Here is a 15,168-nt window from a genome sequence, read left to right as displayed (position 1 = left end):
CCATCTTACGTCAAGCGCTTCGTTGCAGATTCCCTACCATGCGAGCAATAAAGCGAAGGGATTCCGGATAGATCTGCGTCGGCAGAGAGAGATGCCCACCAAGGGGTGGACTCTATTGGTCTACATTGACGCCAGGCACCTAAGACCAGTCAGGCCAGCATGTCCCGCGCGGCCAGCAGGGCGTCGGCCAAGCGGTCGATCTCGGCGGGCGTGTTGTACAGCGCGAAGGAGGCGCGGCAGGTGGCGGTGACACCGAAGCGGGCCAGCAGCGGCTGGGCGCAATGGGTGCCGGCGCGCACGGCGACGCCGAAGCCGTCCAGGATGGTGGCGACGTCCAAAGGATGGGCGCCGCCCAGGGTGAAGGCCACGATGGGCCCCTTCCCCGCCGCCGTGCCGATCAGGCGCAGCGAGGGGATGGCGGCCAGACGCCCTTGCGCGTAGGCCAGCAACCCCGCCTCATGCGCGGCGATGGCGGCAGGCCCCACGCCGCGCAGATAGTCCAGTGCGGCGCCCAAGCCAATGGCCTCGACGATGGGCGGGGTCCCGGCCTCGAACCGGTGGGGCGGGTCGGCATAGGTGACGGTGTCGCGTGTCACCTGGCGCACCATCTCGCCCCCGCCCAGCACGGGCGGCAACCGCCGCAGCCACGCCGCCTTGCCGTAGAGGGCGCCGACGCCGGTGGGGCCGTAGAGCTTGTGACCCGTCAGGACATAGAAATCGACATCCAGGTCGCGCACGTCCACACCCAGGTGGACGGCCCCTTGGGTGCCATCGGCCAGCACGGGGATGCCCCGGCCGTGGGCCAGGCGCACGATGTCGCGCAGCGGCGTCACCGTGCCCAGGACGTTGGACATGTGGGTGATGGCCACCAGCCGCGTCCGGGGCGTCATCGCCCGTTCCACCGCCTCCAGCGCCAGGCCGCCCTCGTCATCCACATCCACCCATTTCAGGACGGCGCCATGACGTTCACGCAGGAAATGCCAGGGGATGATGTTGGCGTGATGCTCCATGACCGAGAGCACGATCTCGTCCCCCGGCTGGATAACCGCCTCGCCAAAGGCGTGAGCCACCAGGTTGATGGCCTCCGTCGCCGATTTGGTGAAGACGATCTCCTCCGCGCTTCCCGCGTTCAGGAAGGCGCGCACGCTGTCCCGCGCCCGCTCGAACCCGTCCGTCGCCCGGTTGGCCAGGGTGTGGGACCCGCGATGGACATTGGCGTATTCGGCGTAGATGGCCTGGGTCATGCGCTCCACCACCGCGCGCGGCTTCTGCGCCGAGGCGGCATTGTCCAGATAGACCAGCGGCCCGCCCTCGACCTCCAGCGACAGGATGGGGAAGTCGGCGCGCAGGCGATCGACGTCGTATGGGGTCGTCACGGTTCCGTCCATCACCACCTCCCTTCCCTGGCCCGCCGGCCGTTCAGATGGTGCCCCGGTCGCGCAGCCGCTCGACCTCATCATCATCGGCGCCCAGCCATTCCTTCAGGATGTCGCCGCTGTGCTCGCCGATCGCCGGGGCGCCGTGGCGCACACTGGTGGGCGTGTCCCACAGGCGCACGGCCGGCGCCTGGAAGGGGACGGAGCCCAGGACGGGATGGGGCACGTCGATGATCTGCTCGCGCGCCACCACCTGGGGATTGGTAACCACATCGGCGATGGTCGCCACCCGCTCGCACGGCACTTCGGCCTCATGCAGGCGGGCCAGGATGGCTTCGCCGTCCAGGGTCAGCGCCCATTCGTTGATGATGCTCTCCAGCAGGCCGACATTGGCGTTGCGCGCCACGAAAGTGGAAAAGCGCGGGTCCTGCACCAGGCCCGGCATGCCCATGGCCGTGGCGAAGCGGGGGAAGTGGGCGTCGTTGCCGGCCACGACGTAGATCCAGACACCATCACGGGCGCGGAAGCAGTGCGAGGGCGAGAGGTAGCGGTCGCGGTTGCCCAGGCGCGGCGGCTCCGCCCCGTTCAGCAGATATTCCGGGATGGCCGTGGTCATCAGCGCCATGCCGCTGTCCATCAGCGTCGCCTCCACCACCTGGCCCCGCCCCGTCTTCCCCCGCGCCTGCAGGGCGGCCAGGGCGCCGATGGTGGCGTAGAGGGCGGTGGTGTAGTCGCAGACGAAGACACCGGACATGGTGGGCGGGCCGTCATGGGCGCCGGTCATGCTCATGATGCCGCTGATGGCCTGGGCGGCGCCGTCGAAGCAGGGATGCTGGGCCAGCGGTCCCTTCTGCCCGAAGCCCGTGACGCGCACCAGGATCAGGCCGGGGTTGGCCTCGCTGAGCACATCCCAGCCCAGGCCCATGCCCTCCAGCGTGCCCGGTCGGAAATTCTCGATGAGGATGTCGGCCTTGGCCGCCAGGCGGCGGATCAGGGCCTGGCCATCGGGGTCGCGAAAATCGACGGCGAAGCCGCGCTTGTTGCGGTTGGCGGACAGGAAGAACAGGGTGTCGCCGGCCACGGCCTCCCCCACGCGGCGGCCATCCTCGCCCCCGTCGATGCGTTCCACCTTCACCACGTCGGCGCCCAAATCACCCATTAGCTGGCCGCAGAACGGACCGGCGATGTATCGCGTCATGTCAAGAACGCGAATACCGTCAAGTGATCCCAGCATAGTCACCTCGCCTTTTTCTATAGAACGACCAAACACGATGAGTTATTGAAATCATCATGCTGATGAGCAATAGTATCCGAAACAGGAGGCAGCCATGCGCATCGCTTATTTTTCCTGGCTTCGCGCCAAGACCGGCACTGCATCGGAACAAATAGACTTGCCGCAGAACTGTAACACGGTGAACGACCTGATCGATTACCTATCTGGCCGGCATCCGGCCTTGGCGGAAATCGCCACCGCGCAGGGCAGCCTGCGCTACACCGTCAACCGCCGCTATGTCGAGAAATCGCATCCGCTGACGGCGACGGATGAGGTGGTCCTGTTCCCACCCGTCACCGGCGGCTGACCGGCATTTCCTTCCTGGGCCGCCCCGCAGCAGGGACAGTTCTCCCGGCGGGGCAGCTCCACCTTGGTGACGTCGCAGCTCCAGGCGTCGTACATCGCCAGGGTGCCGGACAGGCTGGGCTCAACGCCCAGAATCTCCTTGATCACCTCGATGGCCTGCAGGGCACCCATGACGCCCACCGCCGGGCCCAGCACGCCGATTTCCGAACAGCTGGGCGCCAGCGCCGGCACCTCGGGATAGAGGCAGCGGAAGCAGGGGTGCGGGCCCCCCAAATGGGATTTGAAGGTGGTCAGGATGCCGTCTGCCAGCTGCACGGCGGCGCTGACCAGAACGATCCGGGCCCGGCGGCAAGCGGCATGCACCGCGTCGCGGGTGGCGAAGTTGTCGCAGCCGTCGGCCACGACGTCGTACTGGGCCACCAGTGCGTCCGCGTTCTCCGCGTTCACCGGCACCGCGTGTTCCACCAGCCGCACATGCGGGTTGATGCGGGCCAGCGTGAGGGCGGCACTCTGTACCTTGGGCATGTCCAACCGGTCGATGCCGTGCAGGATCTGACGGTGCAGGTTGGACGGCTCGACACAGTCGAAATCGGCGAAGCCCAGCGTGCCCACCCCCGCCCCTACCAGGTACATGAGCAGGGGGGAACCCAGGCCGCCGGCGCCGATGACCAGCACGCGCGCAGCCTTCAGCCGGGCCTGGCCAGCGGCACCGATCTCAGGCAACACAACCTGGCGCCGGTAGAAACTGGCCTCATCGGGAACGGTCGACATCACCCAAGCCTCCGGTTCCGGTTTTCTTAATTACTCAGGCCGCGGCGGCGGCCTCACGGATGCGCTTCACGATCAGATGCACGCCGTTGGCCCGGCTGGGCGCCAGGTTGCGCCCAACGGCCAGCCGGTCCAGCACCGCCGGGCTGTGGGCCAAAATCGCGGTGGGCGGCCGCCCGTCGTACAGCCGCAGCACCAGGGCCAGCAGGCCCCGCATGATCAGGGCATCGGAATCCGCCCGGATATGCAGGGCCGCCGGCGTACGCTGGATGACCAGCCATAGCTGCGACTGGCACCCAGTCACCTGGTCCTGCTCCCGCCGGTCCGCTGGCGGGATGCCCTCCAGGGCGCGGCCCAGGTCCATCAGATGCTTCAGGCGGGCGGACCAGTCATCCAGACATGCGAACTCCGCCTCCAGCGCCGCGGCGACGGCGTCGATCTCCGTGGCGCTGGAGGTGGTGGGTTCGGCCAGGTCGGTCATGGGTCCGCCTTCCCTCATCAGCGCGCGTGGCGCGCCACGATGCCCCCGGTCATGGGCGCCTTCACGCCCGTGGTCTTGGGGAAGCTGATGGGCAGGCCGGCCAGCACCCGGGCCGCGAGATAGGCGAAACACTCTGCCTCCACCGCATCGCCGCGCCAGTCCACCGCCTCGGCCGGCACGGCCTCCACCTTGGCGCGCTCGCCCAGGGCGGACATGATGGCCGGGTTCTTGCGGCCGCCGCCGCAGACGATCAGCTTGGTCGGGCGGGTGGGCAGCAGGTCCAGCGAGCGGCCGACCGTACCCGCCGTGAAGGCGGTCAGGGTGGCGGCGCCATCCTCCAGCGACAGGCCGTCGGCCATGTCGGCGGTGAAGTCGTAGCGGTCGAGCGACTTCGGATATGCCGCCGACAGGTAGGGGTGGTCCAGCAGGCGGGCCAGCCGCGCCTCATCCACCCGGCCGCGCCGGGCGATGGCGCCGTCCACATCCATCTCCCCAGCCCCGTGGCGCATGATCCAGTCATTGATGGGACCATTGGCCGGGCCGGTGTCGAAGGCCTCGAAATGGTCCTTGCCGTCCCACCAGGTGACATTGCCCACGCCACCCAGGTTCAGGGCCGCGACCTCGGGCCCGGCGTGGACACGCTTCAGCAGGGCGGCATGATAGCTGGCGGACAGCGGCGCACCATGGCCGCCCGCGCGCATGTCGGCGGTGCGGAAGTCATAGACGACGTCGATGCCCAGGATGTCGGCCATCAGCTGACCGTCGCCCAGCTGGCGGGTGTCGCCGAAGCGGCCGGGAACCGGCGCGCGATGCAGCACCGTCTGGCCGTGGAAGCCGACGGCCGCCACCTCGTCCGGCCGCATGCCGTTCTCAGCCAGGAACTGGGCCACCGCCTCGGCCTGAGCGCGGGAAAGGGCCCGTTCCGCCTCGGCGAAAATCGGGGGCTCCGCGCCCTCAAACCGCCAGGTGAGCGCCTGGGCCACCGCCTCCCCCAGAAGGCCGCGCAGGTCCGTCGGGTAGGGGGCCAATTTCCAAGGACCAAAGTCGAACACATGGACGCCATCCGTGCGGATGCACGCGATATCGATCATCCCGTCCAGCACTGTGCCCGTCATCAGGCCGATGGCCCACATCGGTTGCATTCATCAATCTCCCTGAGTTCCCAAAGGTTCTTCACTGTATCACGCCCGCGCACCATCCCGGCGTCAGGCGTATTGGCGGGCGGGCTCGCGCCCATCCGCACGCCGCAACGCGGCGGTATGCTTGGCGTGGATCTCGCCCTCCGGCTTGCGGCAGCCGGCGCAGAGCAGAATGGATTGTCGCCCGTCCTCCGCCATGCGGCGGCGAAAATCGACGGCGCGGCCCACCACGGTTTCCGCCGTCTCCGTCATCAGGTTGCCGACGACGCCCTGGGCGCCGTGGCTGATCACGCAGATCGACGTCTCGCCATCCGGGGCCATGCACAGGGTGTGGCCGGCCCAGAAGCAGGCGCCGGTGGGCACGGGCAGGGACGGGTTGATGTCCTGCGACATGCGCCGGTGCAGCGCCTCGTCACTTTCCAGGTCGTCCAGCTCCCGGAGCTTGTGGTGGGCGCCGCCCGGCAACAGGGGCGTGACCTTCACGTGGTTGTCCACCCGCGCCACCAGCTCCAGGAACTCCGGATCATACTCCTCCAGCGGTTCGTTGAGGTCGATCTGGTAGACGCCGACCCGGACATGGCCGTGGTCCCGGCCGCGCGCGTCCAGCAGCGCGCGCAGTCCCTTTATCGTTTTCTGGAACGAGCCCTCACCCCGGTTCAGGTCATGGCTGGCCTGGTTGCCGCCATCGATGGACACGTAAATGGTGTGGGAGTAAGGCACCGCCAGAATTTCCCTAACCCGTTTGGGCGTCAGCAGGGTGCCATTGGTATGCCATTGGAGTGGGGAGTGTGGCAAAAGCCGCCGCGTCATCGCCAACAATTCAGCGAAACGGGGATTCATTAGGGGCTCTCCACGCCAATTCAGGTGTATTCCCTTGACCTCCATCGTCGGTGACGTGGCGAGTTTTATCAACACTTGTTCAAGATCATCTGGCTCCAGATCCAATTTCCCATGGCTTTGCTTCGTATAGCAAAGGCGGCATGACAAATTGCACCGGCTGGTCGGATCCAGCCACAGCCAAATTGGATGTATTTGATCAGACTGGTCATGCAGTGGTTTAAACAACGTACACCTCCGACCGTTTTATTGTCATACAGGGGCGGCCCGTTAGCCCCAGGCGGGAAGGATGTCGTGACCAGATGTGTACCAGATTAATACCATGATGACATCATTAAATTCACACGGTACGGGTGGAAAAAATTTCAGCGGACGAAGAAACTGCCCCGGATCGCGGAAAGCAGCGGCGGGCCGGCCCAGGCCTTCGCGACCGACAGAGAGGGAGATGCACAGTTGTTCCAGGTTCGCGCGCTGATTTCGGATGCCGGCAGCACGTCGGCCAATGAGGATGTGGCCGGCCATTGCGGCGGCTGGGCATGGGTCATCGACGGGGCCACAGGCGTCAGCGGCGCCACCATCGAGGGCCTCAGCGACGCCGCCTGGTTTGCCCGCCAAGTGGACGGTGCCCTGCGCCGGCGCATTCCGGATGGCGATGGACTTCCCACCGACACCGTGTTGCGCCAAGTGGTGGAGGATTGCGCCCAAGGCTACGCCCAGGCCACGGCAAGAACGCCCCGGGCGCGGCACGAGCGGCCGTCGGCCGCCTTCGCCCTGCTGCGGCGCCTGGGGGAACGGCTGGAGATGACCACCCTGGGCGACTGCCAGATCATCCACCGCGACGCGGGCGGCCAAGCCCGCCTGTTCGGCACCTCCGCCATCCCGGTTTTCGAGGAACGCACCCTGGCCGCCGCCCGCCTGGCCTTGGCGGAAGCGCCGGACCTGTCACCCACCGGCCTGTGGGAGCGGGTGGTCGGGCAGTTGCGGACCAACCGTCAGTTCATGAATGTCGATGGCGGCTATTGGGTGCTGAGCACCGACACGGCGGCGCTGGCCCATGTCGACCGCGCGACCATTCCGGTGGGCAATGGCCCGGTGGCACTCGCCAGTGACGGCTTCCTGCGCCTCATCGACATGTTTGGCCAGGCGACGGCGGAGGATTTCCTGGGCTGGGACGATCAGGCCAAGGCGGACGCCGCTCTGCGGGACCTGCGCCGCATCGAGGCCATGGATGATCCCCACCATGGCCATTTGCGGCTGAAGCGCGCGGACGACGCCAGCTTCATCCTGGTCCACCCGGAATAGCGCTCAGTCTGGCGCGCGGCCCGCCAGCGCCAGAGCGCCCTTGATCGCGTCACCCAGGGTGGGCGACAAGCGGCGGCGCACATCGGGGGCCAGCCAGGCCTCCAGGGCGCTTGCCAGGCCGCCGATCAGGCTGACCCGCGGCACCCCTTCCGACAGCAGCGCCCGCACCAGGCCGTTCACATGCTCCGCCGCCTCCTGCACCACCTGGCGGGCCACGGCGTCGCCCTGGTCGGCCTGGCGCAGCACCAGGGGGGCGAAGGTAGCGTAGTCGGTGGCGGTCGATCGGTCCATCCACAGCACCACCTCTGCCGGGTCATCCTGGAAACGGGCCATCAGTTCCCGCGTCAGGACGCTGCCGCCCTCGCGCCCGTCGTGGGCGCGCAGACTGTGCTGCAGGGCCCTCAAGCCCAGATAGGCGCCGCTGCCCTCGTCGGAGATGGGGAAGCCGTAGCCGCCGAACTTCATCTCCCGTCCGTCGACACGGCCGATGGCGCACGTGCCGGTACCGACAATGACGATGCCGCCATCCCGGCCGCCGTGCGCGCCCAGGCAGGCGATCATGGCGTCGCTGGTGAAGGCGATGGAGGCATAGGGGTGGTGGATGGCTTCCAGCGCCGCGCGGGCGCCTTTGCGGCCAATACCGGCCACGCCCACTCCGGCGCGAATGCGACCCACCTGCGCCCCGTCCAGCCCCGCCTCCTCAATGGCGTGGCGGGCCGCCGTCTCGATGGCCTGCCACGACGCCTCGATACCGAAACGGGTGGCGGCGGGGCCGGCGATGCCCTGCCCCAGGACGGTGCCGGCCGCATCCTCCAGCCGCGCGCGGCAGCCGGTACCGCCGCCGTCCACGCCCAAGTACAGCGCGTCGTCCATCAGCCGGGCACCCGCTCGATATCGGCGCCACAGCGAACCAGCTTACGCGCCAAATCCTCATAGCCCCGGTCCAGGTGGTAGACGCGGTTCACCACCGTCTCCCCCTCCGCCACCAGCCCCGCCAGGATAAGGCAGACGGAGGCGCGCAGGTCCGTCGCCATGACAGGTGCACCGCGCAGCCGTTCGACCCCGCGCACCAGCACGGATGTGCCCCGCAGGGTGAGGTCGGCGCCCAGGCGCGCCAGCTCCGGCACGTGCATGAAGCGGTTCTCGAAGATGGTCTCGCGGATCATGGATGCCCCCTCCGCAACCGACATCAGGGCCATGAACTGGGCCTGCAGGTCGGTGGGGAAACCGGGATAGGGCTCGGTCGCGACATCGGTGGCGCGCAGGTGGCCCACCCGTTCCACCATCAGGCCCCGGTCGGTGGGATAGACGCTGACCCCCGCCCGCTCCAGGATCTGGCATTGCACCGCCAGATGGTCCAGCCGCGCGCCGATCAGTTCCAGCCGGCCGCCGGTGATGGCCGCGGCCATGGCGTAGGTCCCGGCCTCGATGCGATCGGGAATCAGCGTGTGCGTCGCCGGGCGCAAGATGGCCGGCCCCTGCACCAGGATGCGCTGGGTTCCCGCCCCCTCGACATGCGCGCCCATGGCCGCCAGGCAGGCGGCGAGGTCCGCCACCTCCGGCTCGCGCGCCGCGTTCAGGATTTCCGTTTCGCCCCGCGCCGTCACGGCGGCCATCATGGCCGTTTCGGTGGCGCCCACCGAAGGCAAGGCCAGGACGATGCGGCCACCAGCCAGGCCGCCCTGCGGCGCCCGGGCGGTGACGTAGCCGCCATCGACCTCCACCGCCGCGCCCAGGGCCGTCAGCGCCTTCAGGTGCAGGTCGATGGGCCGGGCACCGATGGCGCACCCCCCGGGCAGGGAGACGCGGGCGCTGCCGAAACGGCCCAGCAGGGGCCCCAGCACCAGGGCCGTCGCCCGGGCGCGGCGCACGGTGTCGTAATGCGCCTCGGCGTTCACGGCGGCGGCGGCGTCCAGCGTCACCCGGTGCGCGTCGGCGCGTGCCACCCGCACGCCATAGCCGCGCGCCAGCGCCAGCATGGTTTCCACATCGGTGATGGCCGGCAGGTTGGCCAGCGTCACCGGCTGGTCGCTCAGCAGGCTGGCGGCGATCAGGGGCAGCGCCGCGTTCTTGGCGCCGGCGATGTCCACGGTGCCGGCCAGCCGCCGCCCGCCGCGGATGATCAAGCGATCCATGAGGTTTTCCGCATCATAGTCCCGTACCAAATCTGGCAGCGCGCCTGTTCCATTCATCATGCCAGTTCGCCAAGTGGTGACAAACTGGTTTCATGCTGCTAGCCTTCCCGCGATCCCAATCGACCGAGCAGAAGTCCCCCCGCGATGCCTGCTACACCGATCCATCCAAGCTTGACCCCAGATCAGGCCCCCGATCAAGCCGGCCTGGCCGATACTGCCGGCGCCACCTGCGAAATCTTCGTCAACCGCCGCCGCTTCGCCATCGGCAACCAGATGGTGACCGCCGCCGACATCGCCGCCCTGATGGGCGTACCGGCGGACAACGCAGTGGTTGAACGTAGCGACCCATCCGGCGACTGGGTGGCCCTGCCCCTGTCCGACACCGTGGATATCCACCCGGGCGACACCTTCCTGGTCACCCGCCAGTTCGTGATGGGTGGGCATGGTTGAGCGCGCCCGCACCGCTCCCAGCGGGGAGCCGTATCGTGTCGCCCCTGCAGGCCTGCTGCGCCTGGCCTCGCCGGAGAAGGAGGCGCTGTTCGCCACCGTGTTCACCGGCCAGCCGGATCGGGAGGGCGGCTGTTTCGCCCGCTTCGGCTGGCGGCTGACGGGCGGCCACCTGGCGGTCACGCTGGCCGCCATCGACACGCCGCAGCCGGGCGATATCGAGGGTGGCGGGACGGGGATCAAGATCACGGCCAACGCCCTACGCCGCGCCGCCCTGGCGGCGGAGGGCCATCCGCTGGCCGTCGGCTTCATCCACGCCCATCCCGCCGGCGTGGCGCCCAAGCCCAGCGCCCTGGATGACGAGATGGACCGGTACATGGCCGGCTATTTCGCCGACCTGGTCCCAGGCCGCCCCTTCGTCAGCCTGATTGTTTCCAAGATCGGGGGCGACACCGCCGTCCACGGCCGGATCTTCCACGACGGCGCCTGGCATGAGATCGGCCGCGTGGCGGCGGAGCGGGATCCCACCGTGATCGCCTGGCCGCAAGGCGAACCACCGCCGGAGCCGCCCATCCCGCCGGAGCGGGTGGCCCGCCTGACCAGCGCCTTCGGGCAGGAGGCGTACCAGCGCCTGCAACGCTCCACCGTCGCCCTCATCGGCGCCGGGGGCACCGGCTCTGCCGCCATTCCCATCCTGGCGCGGGCCGGTGTGGGCCGCCTGATCATCATCGACAGCGACCACGCCTCGGAGTCCAATCTGGAACGGCTGCACGGCAGCACCCCGGCCGACGTGGCCAACCGCGTGCCCAAGGTCACCATCGCCAAGCGGTCGGTGGCGGAATACGCCCCCGGCACGGTGGTGGAGGCCATCAACGGCCGCCTGCCGCAGCCCGAGGTGTTGGACGCCGTGCTGCAGGCCGACGTGCTGATGGGCTGCACCGACGCGCATTCCAGCCGCATGGCCGTGGCCGACATCGCCACCCGCTACCTGATCCCCGCGGTGGATTGCGGCGGCCTGATCGAGGGGCGCGACGGCATCGTCACCGGTCAGCTGGTGCAAATCGTCCGCTTCCTGGCGGCCGACCCCTGCCCCCGTTGCCGCGGCATGATCTCCGCCACCCGGGTGATGCAGGAGATGCTGCCGGTGGTGGAGCGACTGGCCCCGGCCGACCAGGCGGCCCTGGCGGCGGCACGTGGCGAGCGGCCGGACCCCATCCTGACCGCTGTACCGCAGATCGATACCGTGGGCTACATCACCACCACGGCCGGAACGCTGGCGGCGGGCTTCGTCATCGGCTGGCTGACCGGCCGCTTCTCCCCCACCTTCGAACGGCTGCAACTGGATCTGGTGTCGGATTGCCTGGGCGCCGTGGATCGGCCGCAACGGCCCCAGCCAGGATGCAGCTGCACCACCACGCGCGGCTATGCCGACCAGGCGGCCGACGCGGCGCCATTCCAGCCGCCCGCCCATTGGCCGGCCCCGGTCCGGCTGTAAGGGGCCGCCCCCTAGAATCCCAGACCAGCCGCCGGGCGGTGGCAGGAGCAGCCGACGAAGTGGCCCGACAGCGCCTCTAGCGAGCGCAGCTGCGCGCCATTATGCACGTAGTCCTCGCCCGGCGCCGGTTCCACCTCCAGCACCAGATCGCCGTCGGTGCCAAAGCGGGCCGGCAAGCCGACGAAGGGCAGGTTGCCGGTGCCCAGTTCCAACCCCTCGGAAGAGATGGCGCTGACCAGCGTATCGGCATCCAGCCCTGGGTCCGCGCAGGCCTGGGGGTCCAGGCGGATGGCGTCGGAGACGTGCAGATAGCTCATCCGCTCGTCCACGAAATCAAAGGGTTCCAGCCACGCCGTCCGATCCAAGTCATCGGCTGTGATCCAGCCGAAACGGGCGTCGCCGTCGGTCAGGCGCGGCTGGGCGCGGCGGCGGTTGAACAGGTTGGCCGATAGGGTGGCGTGCGCCACGTCGATGAACGGTTCCACCCCCGTCAGCCCGTCACGGACCAACGCCTCACGGAAACGCTCGATCTCCCACGGGAAGAAGTGGTCCAGCGGCCCGGTCATGTAATTGCGGCCGTCACGGGGCAGCAGGGAATAGTGGCCGACATTCTCCACCAGCAGCCGCATACCGCCCGCCAGGCGCGCCAGGTCGCGCACCGCCTCTCCAAATCCCTGCGCGGCCTCATCCCGGTCGCGGGCGCGGGGCGGGGCCTGGCCGAAAACCATGTCGAAATAGCGGTGCAGGACGACGGCCCCGGCCCCGATCTCGGCCGCGAAGGCCAGGGTGTGGCGGCATTGGTCGGCATCGAAGCCGACGCGCGTGACCAGGGGCACCGACTGAGGCGGGATGTGAACGATCAGCGCATCCACCGGAAATTCCTGTCGCAACCGGGCGATATTGCGCCGAGCGAGGGCGAGACCGGCGGCGGAGGTCACGTCCCGCTCCCCAAAGGTGTGCAGCTCCAGCCGTACCGGCCGCCCCTGGGAGACGAGATAGGCGGCGCGCGCCGCCAGTTGGCCGTAATCGGCCACGGCGGCCTTCAGGACAAGGTTGGGCACGCTCACCTCCCCGCCGGATCGCTGACGCCAGGGTGGCATGGCCGGCCAACCTGGACAAGCTGGTATTCATATGGTATGCAACCAGTGGTCCGGCGGCCTGCCTCGGGCGGGGTTGCCGGCCCTTCCGTTCAGGACAAAAACAGGGGGGGCGGGCCCCATGCCGGAAACAGGGTTGGAACCAGTGTTGGATGCGCCGTCGGTGGCTGACGGCCTGTTGCCCGTCGGCATCCTGCACCGTGCCCACGCGTTGCTGCCCCTGATCGACACCCTGAAGGCGGAGGGGGAGCGTGAGCGCCGCGCACCGGTCGCCCTGATCGACGCCCTGAAGCGGGCCGGCCTGTTTCGCCTGTTGCAGCCCCGGCGTTATGGCGGGGCCGAATGTCATCCCGCCACCTTCTTCGCCGTGCAGGCCACCCTGTCCGCCGAGGACATGTCCATCGGCTGGCTGCAGGGCGTCATGGGCATGGTGGCCTTCCACCTGGCGCTGCTGCCGGTCGAGGCGCAGGACGATGTCTGGCGGGATGATCCGACGGCGCTGCTGGCCTCCAGCTACATGCCGGCGGGCAAGGCCGCGCGCGTGCCGGGCGGCTTCCGCCTCAGTGGCCGCTGGGGTTTCTCCAGCGGCGCCGACCACGCCGACTGGTTCATGCTGGGCGCCATGGCGGCGCTGGAGGGGGACGAGCAGGAGCATGTCATCTTCCTGGTACCGCGGGCCGACGTGCGCATTCACGACACCTGGGACACCATCGGCCTGCGCGGCACGGGCAGCCATGACGTGTCGGTGGATGATGGTTTCGTCCCCGCCCACCGCTGCCACGGCGTGCGGGAACGCTTCCTGACAGGCGGCCCAGGCTTGGCCGTCAACCCGGCGCCGCTGTACCGCATTCCCCTGCCGCAGATGCTGTTCCGCGCCATCTCCACCCCCGCGCTGGGCGGCTTGCGCGGGCTGCTGGAGGGCTTCATCGATCACAACCGGCGGCGCGGGCCCGGGCCTCTGGCCGACCCGGTGGCCCAGCTGGCCTGCGGCGAGGCGGCGGCCGAGCTGGACGAGATGACCCGCACCCTCGAAGGCAATTTCGACCGTATGCTGGACCACGCCCGCCAGGGCCGGGAGGCGCCTATCGGCGACCGCATGCTGTATCGCGTCCAGGCCACCACGGTGGTGGAGCGGTGCGACCGGCTGGCCCGGCGCCTGTTCAAGGCCTCCGGCGCCTCCGCCCTGTCGATCGCCAACCCGCTGGGGCGCATCTGTGCCGATATCCAGGCCGCCCGCCAGCACGCCGCCAACCAATACGAGATCTATGGCCGGACGCTGGGCGCTCACCTGTTCCAACTGGACGTGAAGGATACTTTGCTTTGAGCGGACAGCCGGACCAAAACCCCTCCCCGCCCCTGCCCTTCAGCCTGGGTTACGACGACCGGGATGAGGAAGAGATCATGCGCCGCTGGCGGGCCATCCTGCGCTCCAACAAATGGAGCCACGCCGCCCAGCTGGAGGAGTTCGAGGCTGCCTGGCGGGCGTGGAACGAGCTGCCGGCTGTGGCCTTCGACAATTGGGCCGGCGGCGCCATGGCCGTGCTGGACCATTTCAAGGTACGTGGCGCCACCGTACTGTGCCCGTCCAACACCTTCCTGGCCACGCCCCGCGCCGCCCAGTTGTCTGGGGCCGAGGTGGTGTTCTATGACTGTAACCGGCACGATTTGTGCGGGTCCTTCGACGATTTCGTGGCCAAGGCGGAACGGCACCGGCCGGCCCTGGCCTTTATCGTCCATATCGGCGGCCACATCGCCTTCGACATCCACAAGATCGCGTCCTATTGCCGGGACAAGGGCATCATCCTGGTGGAGGATTGCGCCCACGCCGTGGGTGCCGACTGGAACGGGCAGAAGCCGGGCAGCTTCGGCGATGCCGGCATCTTCTCCCTCTACGCCACCAAGACCATCACCACCGGCGAGGGCGGCGTGGTGGTCAGCCGCCACGAGGACGTGCTGCGCCACGCCCGGTCCTACCGCGACTATGGCCGGGGCTCGGGCTACAAGGTGCAAAGCCTGAACCACCGCATGGACGAGTTCCGCGCCGCCTTCGGCACCGTGCAAATCCGACGCATGCCGGAAATCGTGGCCTGGAAGCAGGCCTACGCCCGCGACGTGCTGGACCCACTGTACCCAGACCGGGTGCGCCTGCCGGAAGGCATGAGCAGCGGCTTCTACAAATACATCGTCTTCCAGAACATCCCCACCTCCACCGGCAAGGTCTATGAGCTGCCCTGCCACCGCATCATGGGGGTGGAGGCCGACCTGCCGAACACGGAGTGGGTGGCCAAGAACCACTGGTGCGTGCCGCTGTACTACCCTCGCCCATCCCTCGATCAAGGGTCCCCGGGGTGAGGGCCCCTGAACCGGGAAGGCGCGTTCCCTCCCCCGCCTTCCCGGTTCGCTTTCTCAAATGACCTTGCGCACCCAGCCATCCACCAACGGGGCCTGGCTGCCGCGCTGCATGCCGACCAGGCGCTCACGCAGGTCTGCCGTGGTCGACCCGCCCTCACCG

At 68.7% G+C, this 15,168-nt stretch carries 15 protein-coding genes; 6 read left to right on the top strand and 9 right to left on the bottom strand.

The genetic code is table 11. The features are described 5' to 3' along the window. Positions 1–149 precede the first annotated feature (149 nt). A complete protein-coding gene (locus tag P5F91_RS00830; protein WP_277906158.1) occupies positions 150–1,388 on the bottom strand; it encodes a cysteine desulfurase in 1,239 nt (412 codons plus the stop codon). 31 nt (positions 1,389–1,419) lie between these two features. Next, positions 1,420–2,574, bottom strand: coding sequence for a CaiB/BaiF CoA transferase family protein (locus P5F91_RS00825; protein WP_186454906.1), 1,155 nt, complete (start codon positions 2,572–2,574; stop codon positions 1,420–1,422). A gap of 130 nt (positions 2,575–2,704) precedes the next feature. Here P5F91_RS00825 and moaD point away from each other — a divergent pair, with 130 nt between their 5' ends. Continuing rightward, entirely contained in the window at positions 2,705–2,956 is a 252-nt protein-coding gene (gene moaD / locus P5F91_RS00820) for a molybdopterin converting factor subunit 1 (RefSeq protein WP_088874980.1), read from the top strand. On the opposite strand, the gene P5F91_RS00815 is transcribed toward moaD, so the two are convergent. The 4 genes from P5F91_RS00815 to P5F91_RS00800 all read right to left on the bottom strand — a co-directional run bounded on the left by P5F91_RS00815 (position 2,884) and on the right by P5F91_RS00800 (position 6,408). Further along, positions 2,884–3,726, bottom strand: coding sequence for a HesA/MoeB/ThiF family protein (locus tag P5F91_RS00815; RefSeq protein WP_277906157.1), 843 nt, complete (start codon positions 3,724–3,726; stop codon positions 2,884–2,886). The two genes, moaD and P5F91_RS00815, sit on opposite strands and share 73 nt — an antisense overlap. A 34-nt stretch (positions 3,727–3,760) precedes the next feature. Then, entirely contained in the window at positions 3,761–4,204 is a 444-nt protein-coding gene (locus tag P5F91_RS00810) for a SufE family protein (protein WP_277906156.1), read from the bottom strand. Between the two features lie 17 nt (positions 4,205–4,221). Continuing rightward, on the bottom strand, positions 4,222–5,337 hold the full coding sequence (locus P5F91_RS00805; protein ID WP_211107116.1) for an anhydro-N-acetylmuramic acid kinase: 1,116 nt from the start codon (positions 5,335–5,337) through the stop codon (positions 4,222–4,224). Between the two features lie 72 nt (positions 5,338–5,409). Further along, positions 5,410–6,408 (bottom strand): radical SAM protein, encoded by a 999-nt coding sequence (locus P5F91_RS00800; RefSeq protein ID WP_277906155.1) that lies wholly within the window; start codon positions 6,406–6,408, stop codon positions 5,410–5,412. Positions 6,409–6,633: 225 nt separating this feature from the next. Here P5F91_RS00800 and P5F91_RS00795 point away from each other — a divergent pair, with 225 nt between their 5' ends. After that, the gene (locus P5F91_RS00795; RefSeq protein ID WP_186454909.1) at positions 6,634–7,482 is read left to right on the top strand and encodes a protein phosphatase 2C domain-containing protein; all 849 of its coding nucleotides are present in this window, start codon (positions 6,634–6,636) and stop codon (positions 7,480–7,482) included. A gap of 3 nt (positions 7,483–7,485) precedes the next feature. Here the strand turns inward: P5F91_RS00795 and P5F91_RS00790 are convergent, their stop codons facing one another. Together P5F91_RS00790 and murA are read right to left on the bottom strand one after the other, a co-directional pair. Further along, positions 7,486–8,355 (bottom strand): glucosamine kinase nucleotide-binding domain-containing protein, encoded by an 870-nt coding sequence (locus P5F91_RS00790; RefSeq protein ID WP_145612784.1) that lies wholly within the window; start codon positions 8,353–8,355, stop codon positions 7,486–7,488. Then, a complete protein-coding gene (gene murA / locus P5F91_RS00785; RefSeq protein WP_277906154.1) occupies positions 8,355–9,617 on the bottom strand; it encodes a UDP-N-acetylglucosamine 1-carboxyvinyltransferase in 1,263 nt (420 codons plus the stop codon). Before murA ends, P5F91_RS00790 begins: the two co-directional genes overlap by 1 nt. 171 nt (positions 9,618–9,788) lie before the next feature. On the opposite strand from murA, the gene P5F91_RS00780 reads away from it, so the two are divergent. Together P5F91_RS00780 and P5F91_RS00775 are read left to right on the top strand one after the other, a co-directional pair. Next, positions 9,789–10,067, top strand: a complete 279-nt coding sequence (locus P5F91_RS00780; RefSeq protein WP_186454910.1) for a multiubiquitin domain-containing protein — start codon at positions 9,789–9,791, stop codon at positions 10,065–10,067. Further along, on the top strand, positions 10,060–11,559 hold the full coding sequence (locus P5F91_RS00775) for a HesA/MoeB/ThiF family protein (RefSeq protein ID WP_277906153.1): 1,500 nt from the start codon (positions 10,060–10,062) through the stop codon (positions 11,557–11,559). Before P5F91_RS00780 ends, P5F91_RS00775 begins: the two co-directional genes overlap by 8 nt. Before the next feature lie 11 nt (positions 11,560–11,570). On the opposite strand, the gene P5F91_RS00770 is transcribed toward P5F91_RS00775, so the two are convergent. After that, on the bottom strand, positions 11,571–12,620 hold the full coding sequence (locus tag P5F91_RS00770; protein WP_186454911.1) for a hypothetical protein: 1,050 nt from the start codon (positions 12,618–12,620) through the stop codon (positions 11,571–11,573). 181 nt (positions 12,621–12,801) lie between these two features. Here P5F91_RS00770 and P5F91_RS00765 point away from each other — a divergent pair, with 181 nt between their 5' ends. Next, positions 12,802–13,980, top strand: a complete 1,179-nt coding sequence (locus P5F91_RS00765) for an acyl-CoA dehydrogenase family protein (RefSeq protein ID WP_246134541.1) — start codon at positions 12,802–12,804, stop codon at positions 13,978–13,980. Beyond that, complete coding sequence (locus tag P5F91_RS00760) at positions 13,977–15,008, top strand: DegT/DnrJ/EryC1/StrS family aminotransferase (protein WP_277906152.1); 1,032 nt, start codon at positions 13,977–13,979, stop codon at positions 15,006–15,008. The genes P5F91_RS00765 and P5F91_RS00760 overlap by 4 nt, the downstream gene beginning before the upstream one ends. Positions 15,009–15,168 lie beyond the last annotated feature (160 nt).

Origin of the sequence: Nitrospirillum amazonense (assembly GCF_029594735.1) — a bacterium.
Taxonomy (GTDB): domain Bacteria; phylum Pseudomonadota; class Alphaproteobacteria; order Azospirillales; family Azospirillaceae; genus Nitrospirillum; species Nitrospirillum amazonense.
The sequence above is the reverse complement of the archived record's forward strand: the minus strand, read 5'-3'. Positions and strand labels throughout refer to the sequence as shown.